Source organism: Desulfosporosinus fructosivorans, assembly GCF_004766045.1.
Classification (GTDB): domain Bacteria; phylum Bacillota; class Desulfitobacteriia; order Desulfitobacteriales; family Desulfitobacteriaceae; genus Desulfosporosinus; species Desulfosporosinus fructosivorans.
Genome location: NZ_SPQQ01000001.1, coordinates 143,931 through 157,679, shown reverse-complemented (window position 1 = coordinate 157,679; position 13,749 = coordinate 143,931). Strand labels below are relative to the sequence as shown.

Below are 13,749 nucleotides of genomic sequence, written 5' to 3'. Positions count from 1 at the left end.
TTTAGTCGTGTAGTTGTGAAGTTCTTGGGGGCTCGTGCGCACTGTTGGATATTGGAAATTGCGATTCTTCATTTATTGGGAGGATTTCGCCTCTTTTCAAAGAATAACTGTATGAAGACAAAACATAAATGGAGGTAACGGTATTAATGAATTTTCTTAAAAAAGCAACTAGTATCTTCTGCGGTTTAGCCATTGTTTTAAGCCTTGTACCTTTACACCCGCTTAGTGTACAAGCTGAAATGACTGAATCGGTCACTGATCGCATTTATGGGAATACGCAGTATGATACTGCGGTCGAGATCTCTAAAAAAGGGTGGGATAAAGCCCATGTCGCTGTGCTGGCGACTGGAAATAACTTTCCCGATGCCTTAACTGGAACCGTTCTGGCGCATAAAGTGGATGGGCCTTTGCTGCTTACCGAATCGGATCACTTAAATCCTGCTGTTTTAGAAGAACTCAAACGCCTCGATACACAAGAGGTGTATCTCCTGGGTGGGACAGTTGCTTTGAACAGTACCATCGAGGATGCCCTCAAGGCACAAGGGATTTTGCCGCGGCGTCTCGCGGGCTGGGATCAGTACGGTACGGCTGCGGCTATTGCTAGTGAGGTGACTCCGAGTTCTACGCAGGCGTTCTTGGTCAACGGGGAACATTTTGCGGATGCCTTAAGTATCTCGTCTTATGCAGCTGCTAAAGGAATTCCGGTCTTACTCACGCGAAGCGATTCACTTCCTCCGGAAACTGCTGAGGCCCTGACTAAAATGGGTGTTCAGGAAGTGACGTTGATTGGCGGTAAGGCCGTGATTAAAGATGCGGTTGAAGCACAGCTGGCCAACCTCCCACAACCTGTCAAAATCAGCGCGCGATATGCGGGATACGACCAATACGAAACAAACACTACTGTTTTAAATCAATTACCGTTTGAAACTTCCAACGTTTATGTAGCCACGGGCGAAAACTTTCCAGATGCTTTAGCGGGTGCAGCTCTTGCTGCCAAGGATAAGGCGCCCATCCTTTTACTCCCCCATGCTCAATTAGGTGCTTCTACAACCGCCTACCTCAACCAAAAACGCGCCTCTGGTGCGGCCTTTACAATTTTCGGGGGATGGGGCATTATCGATTACAAACTAGAAAGTGTCATTCGCACTGGGGTTGCCCAACCGCGAATTTCTCTTCAATACACCCAGGGAGGTTTAACAGGTTCAGGGGGAATGCTCAGTCAGCTTCAATCCATACCTGCACCGGCTACGAATTATGCAGATATAATTGCGCCAAGCTGGTATTACCTCGATGATACTGCCGATGGTAATGTAACTGGAGGATGGGATGTTAGTCCGAGTGATTATGCCCAGTTCACAGCCTCTGTGCATAATCGAAATTTGAAAGTCCTTCCGGTCATTCAATCTTCTTGGACTAGTTCGCAAGCCGCTGATACCGTACTTTCTTCTCCAACTGGCCGTGCTAAATTACTGAGTCAGATTAAAGACCGTATCCTTAGCACCAACGCCGACGGAATCGTCATTGACTTTGAGTTCATGAGTAACCCTACCGGCCCCTATCTCACTCAGTTCATGAAAGAACTCTATGCCGAACTTCACCCCTTAAATAAGTTAGTGATTCAAGCCGTCATGGCCCGAACCGGCTCGGAGGCTTGGCTCGCTGAGTTTGACTACTCTGCCCTGTCTCAACATGTGGATTACTTGAACATTATGACGTATGACTACAGCCACGGCTCCCCTGGACCCATCGCCCCAATTGACTGGATGCGTAAGGTTTTACAATATACCAGTGGTCAAAAGGTTGACATGCAAAAAGTTCTCCTCGGCCTCCCCTACTACGGAGTAGACTGGTCAACTACGGACTCTGGGGCCACCTATAGCAGACGTGCTGACGGAATGGCGGAGCTGTTAGCGTTAGCCAAGGGCCCAGTGCAACGAGATTCATCTCAGATTCCCTATTATAATTACACCGATGCCTCAGGCACGCATACCGTTTATTATGATGATGCACAGAGCTTGAATGCCAAAATGGAATTGCTTAACCAATATAGGCTTGGCGGAGTCGGGGCTTGGTCCCTGAAATGGTCTCTGGCCCCTGCAAGCTCTAGTGCGATCTTCCCTCTTATGAAGCAATATTTGCGATAATAATCAACTCTACCTCTACTTTTATTTAGGGATGCTGTAACGAAAGATGCAAAAAGCCGTTCACTGACTAAATAACAGTGAACGGCTTTTGCGATCTCATTGATTTCTATTAGCTATGAGTATTGAGTTCTTCTTTGACTTTTTTCCTGACTTCCTCCGTAAATCGAAAGCCATTTTTCTCTAGTTTTTCGAAAGTATCATCAAGGTTAGCAATTAGCCCCTTCTTTGCAGCAAGGCCCAAAATACCTACAGTGCCCATATGTTTGATTTCAGAATTTCTGGCAACTCTCCAGGCTTTCTTCTCGTCCAGTAAAAGGTAATCTGCTCCTATCTCCTTGGCCAGAACAATAGCCTCTGCTTCCCCACGATCCAGATCTATTTGCAACATAGAAACAGCTAGGTTATTTTGCACCTCCATTTTTATTATCCAAGAAGCATTGGAAACCTCCTTTACCCCCGGTCTCCCAGCTCCATCCAATACCACTTCATTGTATACTGCGCTAGGTACTATTATCCTACTGAATATGATGTGCAAAAGGTCTAATTCATTAATCCTAGACAAAGCAATAAGAGGAGTTGAGTTAGAGACTATTTTCATGTTCTATGAACTCCTTAATTGTGGATAAATCTTTCTCTAACTCCTGCACATCATAGTTAATGGGTATATTGTGACTTGCTAAAAAATCTAAGAAATCTTGCTTAGATGCATTTGCCAGTTGAGACGCCTTGCCTAAAGATAGACTTCCGTCGGCATAAAAGGTAGCCGCAATTCGTTTTAGAGCCTCAGCTTTAATTAACGTTTGCGTGAAATTTCGACTATTAAAAAATAACTCTTGCGGCAATTCAAATTCTATTTTAATCGTTTCACTCGACATGTTTTTCTCCTTCCGCACTAATTAATTTTGTAATATTATACCATAAATACTTCAATATCTCAACTAATAACCTATCCTTGTGCGCTATGTGTTTATTTCAAATAAATTATTTATCGACTAACTAAGTAACAGTGAACGGCTTAATTTTGCTCTAATTCGTAATTTTAAAGCACAGGGTAGTGCACTCCTCAATATTCCTCCATCAGCAAAAACTCGGCAATATTTTTATGCTTGACACCCTCAATATTGTCATGCCAAAAATCCTCCATTGTAACAACATATTTTGGATAATGGTCTCTTATGCCCAGCAATACCCCAAATTCTCTTGCTACTGTTGATTCTTCGGATAATTTATAGGCTACCTGAACATAAACTTTTTGTTCTTTTTTTTCTGCTACGAAGTCAATTTCCTTATCATCAAACTTTCCAACATACACCTGGTATCCTTTACGTTTCAGTTCTAGGAAAACGATATTTTCGAGAATTCCGGATATGTCTCTGTCCTTATATCCCATCACCGCATATTTCAAACCTTGGTCACCAAGAAAGTATTTCTCGTTGGTTTGCATAACCGCTTTGCCCCTCAAATCATACCTGGGAACACGGTAAATGATAAATGCACCTTCCAGAGCATCTAGATAGTTATAAACTGTTTCTATATCAACCTTTCTCTGCTGATTTTTGAAATAATCTGCTACCTTCTTGGGAGAAAACATATTCCCAATGTTTTCAAAAACGTATTTAACAATTCTCTCTAATAGCTCAATATTTCGTATGCGATTACGCTGGACAATATCCCGCAGGATTGCGGAAGCATAAATATCCTTGATGATTTTATAGGCATCCTCAGGAGAATAGTCAGCTGTATGAATAATAGGGAACCCTCCCAGTCGCAAAAATCGGATAAATTCTTTTTGAACATCTGTGATATCTGTTCCAGTAAGAATCTTTTTAAAATCCAGATTTTCTTTGAATGATAAAGGAGTTACATTGATTTCAATATATCTTCCCGCTATATAAGTGGCAAGCTCGGATGATAATAATTTTGAATTGGAGCCGGTAATATAGATATCAGCCTTAAAATCCACTAGCATGGAGTTGATAGCTTTTTCCCAACCCTTAACCTCTTGAATTTCATCTAACAGAATGTAGTATTTAAGTTCATTTATGATTTTTGATTTTATGAATGAATATAGGCTTTTGGCATCATCTATATCAGAGTACTCCATTGACTCGAAGTTGACATAGACGATATTATCACCACTAATTCCACGTTGCGTCAGTTCGTCTTGCAACATCATCAAAATTGCAGATTTACCACTTCGTCTAATACCAGTCAGGACCTTAATCAAGGGTTTATCAATAAATGGTCTTAATTGCTCTAAATATAGTTCTCGTTTAATCATGGCGATCACCTCCATACTATTAGTATACCCTACTATATGTAGGAGATAAACATTGTTTTTATGGTTATAACCTTAAAAACAATAGAATTAACTGTCTTACGCGGTATACTGTATATACCCGTAGTTAACTAACCGGTTCTTTACAACTTTGTAATATTCCTGGTACGAGAACTCAGAATGGATAAAGAAAACTAAGCCGAGCGCTAAGCCTTCATGCGCTAGCGGTCGCCTTAGTTGCACGTATGCTCCTGAAAGTATGAAACTGAAAAGTACTACTTTCTGCCTAGTATAAAGAAAACTCGGCTAGGGCCAACCTTAAGGGGCTGAGTAGTATTTAAAAAACGCCCTCCTTGTCTTTGTTCTTCCTTAAATAGGCTTGCTTAAAAACACTCAAATTGTATAATATTATGAAAGCAAAACTAGAAATTATGAGGTGGCCTATTTGTTAATCTTACTGACTATTTGTAATTCCGTACTTATGGTGACAGGCCAAACGCTTTGGAAGCTGGGGGCAACCGGTAAAGAAGTTCACAGCCTAGGGCAACTCCTGCGCCTTTTTCTCAGTCCGTATGTCATTGCAGGTCTTATGGTCTATGCATTTTCCTCAGTTCTTTGGATTTATATCTTAAACAAAGGCGACCTGAGCTATGTTTATCCTATTCAGAGTACGGCCTTTATTTTCGCTCTTATAATAGGAACGACGATCTTTAAAGAACAACTCACGCTCACGAAGGTCATTGGAGTTCTCGTGATTTGTCTTGGTGTTGTTATTATCACACGAAAGTAGGAAGCACGCGATGTGGAAAGCGGTTAAATATCGACCTGAGGACCTAGTGGAGACTAGCGAGATGACCAGAGAGTACTATGGAGAATCCTGGGTTTCCGACCCTGGATTCTTGAAATGGCAATATGAAGATAATCCAGCCGGCCCAGCGGTGATTCAGTTGGCCCGGGATCTGGACACCAACCGGCTTGCTGGTCAAAACGTTGTTATCCCGATGCGTTTTAAAACGGATAATAGACCCATGAACGGCACCCTCTGCTTAAACATTCTCACTCGGGAAGCCTTTTGTGGACAAGGGATTTTCACAGGGTTAGCCGAACCTGTTTATCAAGACTGTGTTGAACAAGGCTTGGAGTTTTGCTATGCCTTTCCCAATCCTAACTCCTACCCTGGCTTCATTCGAAAACTAGGGTTCACCGATTTAGGAAGCGTCCCCCTTTTACTCCGTCCCTTAAACCCCAAAGCCTTAGTCCAAAAAAAGTTGGGTTCCTTACTTGCGCCTCTGGTCCTGCCCTTCCATCTACTCTTCAGCGTGAAAGACCCCTCCAATGACCGCTATGAAATCTATCCGCTCTCTGCCTTGAATCTCTCCGAGTTGAATGCCTTCTGGACTAAAATACAACATAAATACCCGATCATGGGAATCCGTGATGCGGACTATCTGCGCTGGCGCTATTTTGACATTCCCCTTCGTGACTACCAACTTTACGGAGTTCGCCAGAAAAACAGTTCCGACCTCCTCGGGTATATTGTCGGGCGTTGTACGGAAGTGGATGCAATGGCTTCTGGCATGATCGTCGACTTTCTGATCGACCCTAGCCACCCTGCCGCAGGAAGCCTTCTCGTTAATCGTCTCTTGCGCTTCTTTGTGGACAACAAGATGGATCTAGCGGGTTCTCTGATGATGCCCCACACTGAAGAAGCCCGAATCCTCAAAGCTAACCGATTCTTTACCTGTCCTAAAGCTTTAGAACCTCAACCCTTCCGACTTGTTTACCGCAGGTTTAACCCCCCGCTTGCAGACAAGAACGCTAAGATGAGCGTAAAAGTGAATGAAAAAGAAGAAAATAATGATGATTCATTCCTACAGTTAAGTCACTGGTTCTTAACCATGGGAGATTACGATGTCATTTAGGGGTGAGTTAAGGTAAGGGCACGATGCATCGTGCCCTAATCCTTGGTGAATATATCCATATAACTGCGATAAACATAAACCTTCTTTCTCTTTCCGTTGCTCAGACTTGATAAGATACCTATTTCAATCAGCGTATTGGCTAATTCCACTTCTGGTTTTAACCAGTCTACCGAATCTATGATTCATAGAGTAATCTCCTTAATGTTCATTTCACTCTCTTAAATGATTATCTCAAAAATTAATCCCCACTTCAGGCTCTTAAATGAGGATTAAAGGATTTTATAAGTAAATTTTTGTAATTTTAGACCTAAGCTGGACGAAAATCCAGGGTAGAGGCCCTGTGCATTCTGCCCATACTGAATGAAAGCGGGATTATCTATGCAAAATATATTAACCATTGACTTAGAAGAATGGTTTCACGCCAATTATCATGATGACGTATTTGATCCGCAGAAAACGTATGAAGTGCGTATTCTCCAGAACACGGAACGTCTGTTAACTCTATTCGACGAATATAAAGCCAAAGCCACCTTCTTTGTTCTCGGTCACGTCGCTGAACAACATCCCCAACTGATCCGTGATATTGCAGCCTCAGGACACGAAATCGCGAGCCACGGCTATGCGCATCAACTCATCTACCAACAAACACCGGCGGTGTTTAAAGAGGACGTTAGTCAAGCAAAAAAACGTGTCGAAGATATCATAGGTAAACAGGTTAAGGGATACCGAGCCCCTTCCTGGTCCATCACTTCCAAATCCCTCTGGGCCTGGGAGGTTCTTCAAGATTTAGGCTTCCTGTATGATGCCAGCGTCTTTCCGATTGAAACCTATCTCTACGGCTTGCCCTCTGCGCCTCGTTTTTCCTACCATCCTGAGTCAGGCGGAAGGACCCTCGATCTTCTTGAAGTCCCTTCCTCAACTGTACGAGTCTTAAATAAGAATATCCCCTTTGCTGGCGGCTTCTATTTCCGCGCCCTTCCCTATCCCCTGATTGCGCAGTGCATTAAAACCGTCAATAAAGAAGGCCACCCAGCGATCGTCTACCTCCACCCTCGCGAGATCGACCCCAGACAGCCTCGGCTCACTCTCAGTATGAAAGAAAGCCTTATCCATTATTACGGAATTAACGGATGTGAGAACAAGTTGATACGCACTTTGAAGAAGTTTGAGTTTACTTCGATTGAGGGGTATTATAGGCTATAGGCACGTTGTGTTCTGTTCTTAACATCAAAAATAGGGTGTTGCGACTTTAGAATAGGCGATTAGGAATAATATGGTAATTTTCCTTAATATTTAGTATACTATAGTTAATGTATTTTTGATCTGGCCTTACCTATTTTATTAAAGGGGGTAACCTTATGAAAAAATATAATTTTACGGTGCTCATTGAAAAAGATGAAGATGGAGGGTATATTGCGACTGTCCCAGAATTAAAAGGTTGCCATACCCAAGGAGATACGATCGCTGAAATAATGGCAAATATTGATGAAGCAATCAAATTGTGTTTAGAGGTCCATGCCAAAGACGGAATCCAAGTCTTTAATCCGAACTTTATCGAAGCTAAACAATTTGAGTTGGTTATCTAACCATGAGCAAATTAACAATCATCTCATCCAAAGAAATGGTGGCAATCCTAAAGCAATTAGGGTTTGATGAGATACGACAAACGGGTAGTCACAAATTTTTCAGCCACCAGAAAGATGGCAAGAACACCGTCATTCCTATGCACAACAAAGATCTTAAGCGCGGACTGATTAAAGCAATCCTCAAGGATATCGGGATATCCGATGAAGAATATGAGGTGCTCCGGAAGAATTAAGCACTTACCTAGTTATGTCCCCACACTGTGAAAAGTGCAGCTATAGCAACCTAGATACTCCGCCTGACTGATTTCCATTATAATGACAAATTGTTCTGTAAATAAAGTGCGACATCGCAGGATTCTCCTACGATCTCGCACTTTATTTACACTTATTTTCACTTTACAGATTTAAGCTTTGCAAGGTCACCCCAATTACTTGCTGTGATTATCTCAACGTTTGATAAGTCTTTTCTAATTGCCTTAATTTCTCCACTTATCTCTGCTATATTAAACGACATTTTATCGTGTTCTGCTTTATTGACTTGGGCTAAGTGTTCCAACGCCTTTAATATCTGTGTATTTTCTTTAATCTGACTCCCTTGATGATCTACCTTCTCGGATAACTTATCGATCTGACTTCCTTGGTTGTCTACCTTCTCGGATAATTTATCGATCTGACTCCCTTGGTTGTCTACCTTCTCGGATAACTTATCGATCTGACTTCCTTGGTTGTCTACCTTCTCGGATAACTTATCGATCTGACTCCCTTGGTTGTCTACCTTCTCGGATAACTTATCGATCTGACTCCCTTGGTTGTCTACCTTCTCGGATAACTTATCAAATTTGTGATCCATATCGTTTTTAAGACCTTCAATAGCCTGAAGAATTTTTTCTTCCATTCCTATCCCCCTCATTCTATCTCAGTAGTTAGTCAATTATATCATAGCCAGTTGATCAAATCATCATGGATGACATTTATCATGGACTAGCGAAAACTTGCTGCAAATTAATTTCAAGGTCAGCGAAGACTCTGCTCTTCAATTGGCTATCCTCTGTGAAAATGCCAGGCTTGCCATATTGACGGTCATCTCCTAAATAGAAAACCATAACCGTCTGATCAATGGGGTGAACAATCCAGCGCTCATACCATATTATACCATTATGTATTAGGCTAATCCACCGTAGGGAGCAATCTTCTGTTAGTATTAATCCAAATCAATCAACGCTATATAATTATCAAAACTCCATAACACATAGAGAGGTATATTGAAGAGACCCTCATCATAACGAAGATTAGCTAGTGACGTGCGAATGGCAAGTTTCGGATCATATTTTTCCCGATAGACCTTTAGGCTACGCGCTTGTGTATTTCCGCTCGCTTTTACCTCTAAGGGGATTACCCTTAAACCGTCAGAAAAAACAAAATCTACCTCGGCAGTGCCCTCAGATGTCCAATAATAAATAGTTCTTATACTATGCAACGAAGACAACTCCTGAAGAGCATATTGTTCAGTAAGTGCACCCTTGAACTCCTCAAATATTCTAATACTTTGTGTGATCGCCTGTGGTGAAAGCTCACTCATCACTCGTAATAGTCCAATATCAAGATGATATAATTTAAATGCCTTCAAATCCTCATATCCCTTTAATGGTAATGCTCCCTTTTTTATTCTACCCACTCGCCTAACTAGTCCACTGTCCAGAAGCCAAAGAAGTGCGTCCTCATATTCTCTTGCTCTTGCACCTTCCTTGACCAACCCGTAAATAAACTTTTTGTTTTCCTTGGCCAGCTGTGATGGAATACTGTTCCATAGATATCTAAGCTTAGGCACTATAGAGGATGGTGCATGTTTTGAAAAGTCTTGTGTATAGGTTTCAAGGATTGCAAGTTGTTTCTCCTCTACCTTGCTAAAATCTCGTTCATCAAGCCATATCTGAACTGCAGCAGGCATACCTCCAATAACAAAGTATAGCTTTAAGAAATCATAAAGTTTATCTACAAAAGCTTGTGGTAGCGGGGCAAGGTCTGATTTTCTGATATATTCACAAAGAATCTCCTCGCCGTTAGCTATTAAAAATTCCTCAAAGGTTAGTGGTTGTAATGTTAAAAATTCTACCTTACCCACAGGGAATGATGTTCCTTTATGAAGTGTAACCCCCAGCAGTGAACCAGCACAGCAAATAGGATATTCGGGTGCGTTTTCCGCAAAGTATTTAAGTGCTGTCAAAGCACGAGGAATTTCTTGCACTTCATCGAATATTAGTAATGTTTTTTCAGGGATGATTCTCTTGCCATGCAACGCTCCCAACATATCAATGATTCTTTGAGGTTCAATCACTCCCTCAAATAATTCCTCCAAATTTGAGGAGGCTTGTCCCAAATACGAAAACGTTGTCGTATTTGGGACAAGCTTGGGTTGTATAAAATTGAAAAAGCGGTCCACAAATAATAACCTTCGGACAAGCAAAATCATAGAACTAGCTTGTCAGCGGCGCAACGAGCATCCGCGTGCAGAAAGCGCTCCTCCCGTCGAGCCCAGCCCAAGGAGCGCCTTTCTACCAAGCGCCCCCGCTCCCCCGTGCCCCCGTTCCAAACTCCGGAGGAGCGCTTTCTGCTAAGCGGATTGCTTTAGTGAAGCCGCGGTCCAGACAAGCTCCGACGGTTCGCGTCCCGTAGCGCGCCGCAGGTTCACATGCAGAACATCCCTGAGGTTTCGGACGCGCTCGCGAACCGTCCAGCTTGTCAGCGGCGTAACGAGCATCCGCGTGCAGAAAGCGCTCCTCCCGTCGGACCTAGCCCCAGGAGCGCCTTTCTACCAAGCGTCTCCGCTCCCCCGTGCCCAACCCCAGGAGGAGCGCTTTCTGCTAAGCGGATTGCTTTAGTGAAGCCGCGGTCCAGACAAGCTCCGACGGTTCGCGTCCCGTAGCGCGCCGCAGGTTCACATGCAGAACATCCCTGAGGTTTCGGACGCGCTCGCGAACCGTCCAGCTTGTCAGCGGCGTAACGAGCATCCGCGTGCAGAAAGCGCTCCTCCCGTCGGACCTAGCCCCAGGAGCGCCTTTCTACCAAGCGTCTCCGCTCCCCCGTGCCCAACCCCAGGAGGAGCGCTTTCTGCTAAGCGGATTGCTTTAGTGAAGCCGCGGTCCAGACAAGCTCCGACGGTTCGCGTCCCGTAGCGCGCCGCAGGTTCACATGCAGAACATCCCTGAGGTTTCGGACGCGCTCGCGAACCGTCCAGCTTGTCAGCGGCGTAACGAGCATCCGCGTGCAGAAAGCGCTCCTCCCGGCGGGCCCAGTCCCAGGAGCGAGTGTACAAAAAGCTCCTTCTATTCGCGCCAAATCCTACTCATCATCGAGTTAAGTATAATCGCCAAACTCACCTTAAACATATAATACCCGCTCTTAAACGGAGTAATAGACGAACTTCCAGACAACCGCGCATCCATCTCAACCGAAATCTCTATCACCCTTAATCTGTTCTTAACCAAGGTTACAATCGAATCGGGTTCAGGATAATCTGTAGAATAATGCATAGACACTACTCGCAGAGCCTTTTGATTATAGGCCCGAAATCCGGACGTAGGATCTGTATACCTCTTGCGAACGACGGACTGAATTGTCTTACTGAGGAAATAAATCCCGAAGCGCCGAGGCCAAGGCGATTTATACGACGTTTTCACTAAAAAGCGAGACCCAATCGTGACATCCGCCTCCCCGATAAGTATAGGAGCTATTAATTTCTCGATTTCCGCTGCTCTATGCTGCCCATCTCCATCAACTTGTAACGCCACATCATAGTGATTCTTCACAGCATAAAGAAACCCCGTTTGGACTGCGCCTCCAATTCCAAGGTTAACTGGCAAAGAGATTACCTTCGCCCCATGCGCACGTGCAACCTCTGCGGTTTGATCAGTCGAGCCATCATCTATAACGAGCACATCGAGCCAAGGTGCAGTGCTTTTAAGATTCTGAACAACGCTACCAATGTTATCTACCTCATTGAGGGCGGGAACTATCGCTAAAATTGTGTTCATAGTATTTCGTCATACACGTCCTTAACAAGGAGGGCACGATCATCGTGTACCTACTCGTGTTTTTCAATGTGAGAGCTCGAAGTCGTGTTCATCCCCCGTTTTCCCTCTTCGGGGCAGGACATCGTTCTCTCATTAAATTCATCCTCAAGAAGGGCGATCCGTTGAACCAAAACTCGATTGTTAGAACTTAACTTAGAAATTGCTAGGGAAAAATGAATACATAAGACAAAAACTAACACCCCAAAAACCACGAAAATCGCGGAAGGGGCATAATAAATTCCCATCAAATCGGCTAAATACTCTATCCCGTTTTTCCAAAGGGAAAAGAAGATCATGCCTAACCCTGCAACAATCCAAATCAGAGAATACTCAACGGCCAAGCTTCGACGCCGGACTTTTTCTACGATAAATCCGGTTACAAGTACGCTCACAATAAAAACGACAATTTGAACGCGTGTCATTTAGGCCCTCCTACCTTTTCGCCTCTTGGCGCTTGATAGTTTTGCTATACCCTTTAGGGCTATAACCACAACTAAAGATCCCAAGAGGATCATCGCCGGCATCACTGGCAGGCGATAGCGAGCGCCAGGTACCACCGTGATCATACTCACGATGAAACTATAATAGATCGTAAATAGCAACAAGAAACTGTATTTCCTTAGATATATTAAGCTCAAGAATACTCCAAGCAATCCCAATAACAGATACCATTTGTCCAGGGTATACCCCTGCATCTTATAGAATTGTCCGTCATTATGAGTAATAGGTTGCCAGAAGAGGTTCTTTTCTTTGTCTAGTGTCCGCTGCAGAAACTGGATAGGATGCTGCAGAATATAAGACATACCTAATTGTTTATATTCCTTTTCTTGCTCTAAGATCGGCAATTTTTCAATACGGGCTTTTACTTCTGGGTCATAGCTTGGTTGAGCAAAATAGAAGTACTCGTCAGTAATAGACAATGGGTTATTACCTACGTAAAACTCATAGGAACCATAATTTGAGACCGAAATAAACTGATGGTATTTTATCTCGTTGCGGATCCACCAAGGACTCATAACGACAGCCGTCATCATTACGATGATAGCGAAATCTCGCAGAGCGATTTTCCAACGCCAACGCTGGGTCCACAAGATCCAAAAACCCAAGACCGGGAAGTAAAGCAACAGAAACGGACGCACGAGATTAGAAATCCCGATGGCTGCCCCTAAGAGCAGGAGAGTCTTGATTTTTGGCCGATTCCACTCTTCGGCATAGAGAGCCGAGAGATATAGGAAAAGCGAGATTGAAAAAACAAAGGTCGCCTCTGTGAGGACATACATTCCCCAAAACGCAAATAAAGGATAGCCTAGGGTCAACCCATAGGGGGTCCAAGCATACCCTTTACCAAACAAGAGTTCCCCGGCTTTATAAGCAAACACCGCACTACCAGCACCGAGCACAGCGTGCAGAACAAGGATGACCATGCCGTAACTTTTAAAGCCAAACACTCCGTAGACCAAGGCTAGGAGCATGGGATAAACTGGGCCTACCACATAATCCCGTGTTTTGGCAATTGCCCTTACGACCCCGTCATCCCCCTGGACGAAATTCAGCGTATTCATAAGCCCTTTGCCCTGAAGAAAATTCTCGGTAATGTTGGAATAGAGAAATCCATCGGGAGAAATATAGTAGCTTACATTGTACGATTTAATATAGAGAAGCTCTGCGATTAAGGCGATAAGAAACAAGAGTAGTGTTAATTTATGCCGTGTTAGTCTATACCATTTATCCAATGCCGTCCATCCTCTG

Annotated in this window: 14 protein-coding genes; 6 read left to right on the top strand and 8 right to left on the bottom strand. The window is 43.6% G+C overall.

The genetic code is table 11. The features are described 5' to 3' along the window. The first annotated feature begins 146 nt into the window (after positions 1-146). A complete protein-coding gene (locus E4K67_RS00715; RefSeq protein WP_135544509.1) occupies positions 147-2,144 on the top strand; it encodes a cell wall-binding repeat-containing protein in 1,998 nt (665 codons plus the stop codon). A gap of 109 nt (positions 2,145-2,253) precedes the next feature. On the opposite strand, the gene E4K67_RS00710 is transcribed toward E4K67_RS00715, so the two are convergent. From E4K67_RS00710 to E4K67_RS00700, 3 genes are all read right to left on the bottom strand, one after another. Next, the gene (locus E4K67_RS00710) at positions 2,254-2,742 is read right to left on the bottom strand and encodes a PIN domain-containing protein (RefSeq protein ID WP_135544508.1); all 489 of its coding nucleotides are present in this window, start codon (positions 2,740-2,742) and stop codon (positions 2,254-2,256) included. Continuing rightward, positions 2,726-3,019: a UPF0175 family protein gene (locus tag E4K67_RS00705; protein WP_135544507.1), complete on the bottom strand. Its 294-nt coding sequence runs from the start codon at positions 3,017-3,019 to the stop codon at positions 2,726-2,728. Before E4K67_RS00705 ends, E4K67_RS00710 begins: the two co-directional genes overlap by 17 nt. A 188-nt stretch (positions 3,020-3,207) precedes the next feature. After that, positions 3,208-4,425 (bottom strand): ATP-binding protein, encoded by a 1,218-nt coding sequence (locus tag E4K67_RS00700; RefSeq protein ID WP_135544506.1) that lies wholly within the window; start codon positions 4,423-4,425, stop codon positions 3,208-3,210. Positions 4,426-4,867: 442 nt separating this feature from the next. Between E4K67_RS00700 and E4K67_RS00695 the strand changes: the two genes are divergently transcribed. The 5 genes from E4K67_RS00695 (at position 4,868) to E4K67_RS00675 (ending at position 8,163) form a co-directional block, all read left to right on the top strand. Further along, a complete protein-coding gene (locus tag E4K67_RS00695) occupies positions 4,868-5,212 on the top strand; it encodes an EamA family transporter (protein WP_135544505.1) in 345 nt (114 codons plus the stop codon). A gap of 10 nt (positions 5,213-5,222) precedes the next feature. Then, the gene (locus tag E4K67_RS00690; protein ID WP_135544504.1) at positions 5,223-6,344 is read left to right on the top strand and encodes a GNAT family N-acetyltransferase; all 1,122 of its coding nucleotides are present in this window, start codon (positions 5,223-5,225) and stop codon (positions 6,342-6,344) included. Positions 6,345-6,722: 378 nt separating this feature from the next. Then, on the top strand, positions 6,723-7,547 hold the full coding sequence (locus E4K67_RS00685; RefSeq protein WP_135545124.1) for an XrtA system polysaccharide deacetylase: 825 nt from the start codon (positions 6,723-6,725) through the stop codon (positions 7,545-7,547). Between the two features lie 155 nt (positions 7,548-7,702). Beyond that, positions 7,703-7,930, top strand: a complete 228-nt coding sequence (locus tag E4K67_RS00680; RefSeq protein ID WP_135544503.1) for a type II toxin-antitoxin system HicB family antitoxin — start codon at positions 7,703-7,705, stop codon at positions 7,928-7,930. Between the two features lie 2 nt (positions 7,931-7,932). Beyond that, positions 7,933-8,163, top strand: coding sequence for a type II toxin-antitoxin system HicA family toxin (locus E4K67_RS00675; protein WP_135544502.1), 231 nt, complete (start codon positions 7,933-7,935; stop codon positions 8,161-8,163). A gap of 158 nt (positions 8,164-8,321) precedes the next feature. Here E4K67_RS00675 and E4K67_RS00670 read toward each other — a convergent pair whose 3' ends face one another. From E4K67_RS00670 to E4K67_RS00645, 5 genes are all read right to left on the bottom strand, one after another. Then, positions 8,322-8,825, bottom strand: coding sequence for a DUF16 domain-containing protein (locus tag E4K67_RS00670; protein WP_158408356.1), 504 nt, complete (start codon positions 8,823-8,825; stop codon positions 8,322-8,324). Between the two features lie 306 nt (positions 8,826-9,131). After that, complete coding sequence (locus E4K67_RS00660) at positions 9,132-10,265, bottom strand: ATP-binding protein (RefSeq protein ID WP_199242423.1); 1,134 nt, start codon at positions 10,263-10,265, stop codon at positions 9,132-9,134. Positions 10,266-11,253: 988 nt separating this feature from the next. After that, positions 11,254-11,961, bottom strand: a complete 708-nt coding sequence (locus E4K67_RS00655) for a glycosyltransferase family 2 protein (protein ID WP_135544499.1) — start codon at positions 11,959-11,961, stop codon at positions 11,254-11,256. A 50-nt stretch (positions 11,962-12,011) separates the two neighbouring features. After that, the gene (locus E4K67_RS00650) at positions 12,012-12,422 is read right to left on the bottom strand and encodes a DUF2304 domain-containing protein (protein ID WP_135544498.1); all 411 of its coding nucleotides are present in this window, start codon (positions 12,420-12,422) and stop codon (positions 12,012-12,014) included. Next, the gene (locus E4K67_RS00645) at positions 12,423-13,733 is read right to left on the bottom strand and encodes an ArnT family glycosyltransferase (protein ID WP_135544497.1); all 1,311 of its coding nucleotides are present in this window, start codon (positions 13,731-13,733) and stop codon (positions 12,423-12,425) included. Between the last annotated feature and the right edge of the window lie 16 nt (positions 13,734-13,749).

Excerpts from the sequence above, each read along its gene's own strand:
- E4K67_RS00670 (WP_158408356.1), bottom strand. The coding sequence starts at position 8,825 with ATGGAAGAAAAAATTCTTCAGGCTATTGAAGGTCTTAAAAACGATATG.
- E4K67_RS00675 (WP_135544502.1), top strand. The coding sequence starts at position 7,933 with ATGAGCAAATTAACAATCATCTCATCCAAAGAAATGGTGGCAATCCTA.
- E4K67_RS00705 (WP_135544507.1), bottom strand. The coding sequence starts at position 3,019 with ATGTCGAGTGAAACGATTAAAATAGAATTTGAATTGCCGCAAGAGTTA.
- E4K67_RS00700 (WP_135544506.1), bottom strand. The coding sequence starts at position 4,425 with ATGATTAAACGAGAACTATATTTAGAGCAATTAAGACCATTTATTGAT.
- E4K67_RS00715 (WP_135544509.1), top strand. The coding sequence starts at position 147 with ATGAATTTTCTTAAAAAAGCAACTAGTATCTTCTGCGGTTTAGCCATT.
- E4K67_RS00650 (WP_135544498.1), bottom strand. The coding sequence starts at position 12,422 with ATGACACGCGTTCAAATTGTCGTTTTTATTGTGAGCGTACTTGTAACC.
- E4K67_RS00655 (WP_135544499.1), bottom strand. The coding sequence starts at position 11,961 with ATGAACACAATTTTAGCGATAGTTCCCGCCCTCAATGAGGTAGATAAC.
- E4K67_RS00680 (WP_135544503.1), top strand. The coding sequence starts at position 7,703 with ATGAAAAAATATAATTTTACGGTGCTCATTGAAAAAGATGAAGATGGA.
- E4K67_RS00685 (WP_135545124.1), top strand. The coding sequence starts at position 6,723 with ATGCAAAATATATTAACCATTGACTTAGAAGAATGGTTTCACGCCAAT.
- E4K67_RS00690 (WP_135544504.1), top strand. The coding sequence starts at position 5,223 with ATGTGGAAAGCGGTTAAATATCGACCTGAGGACCTAGTGGAGACTAGC.
- E4K67_RS00710 (WP_135544508.1), bottom strand. The coding sequence starts at position 2,742 with ATGAAAATAGTCTCTAACTCAACTCCTCTTATTGCTTTGTCTAGGATT.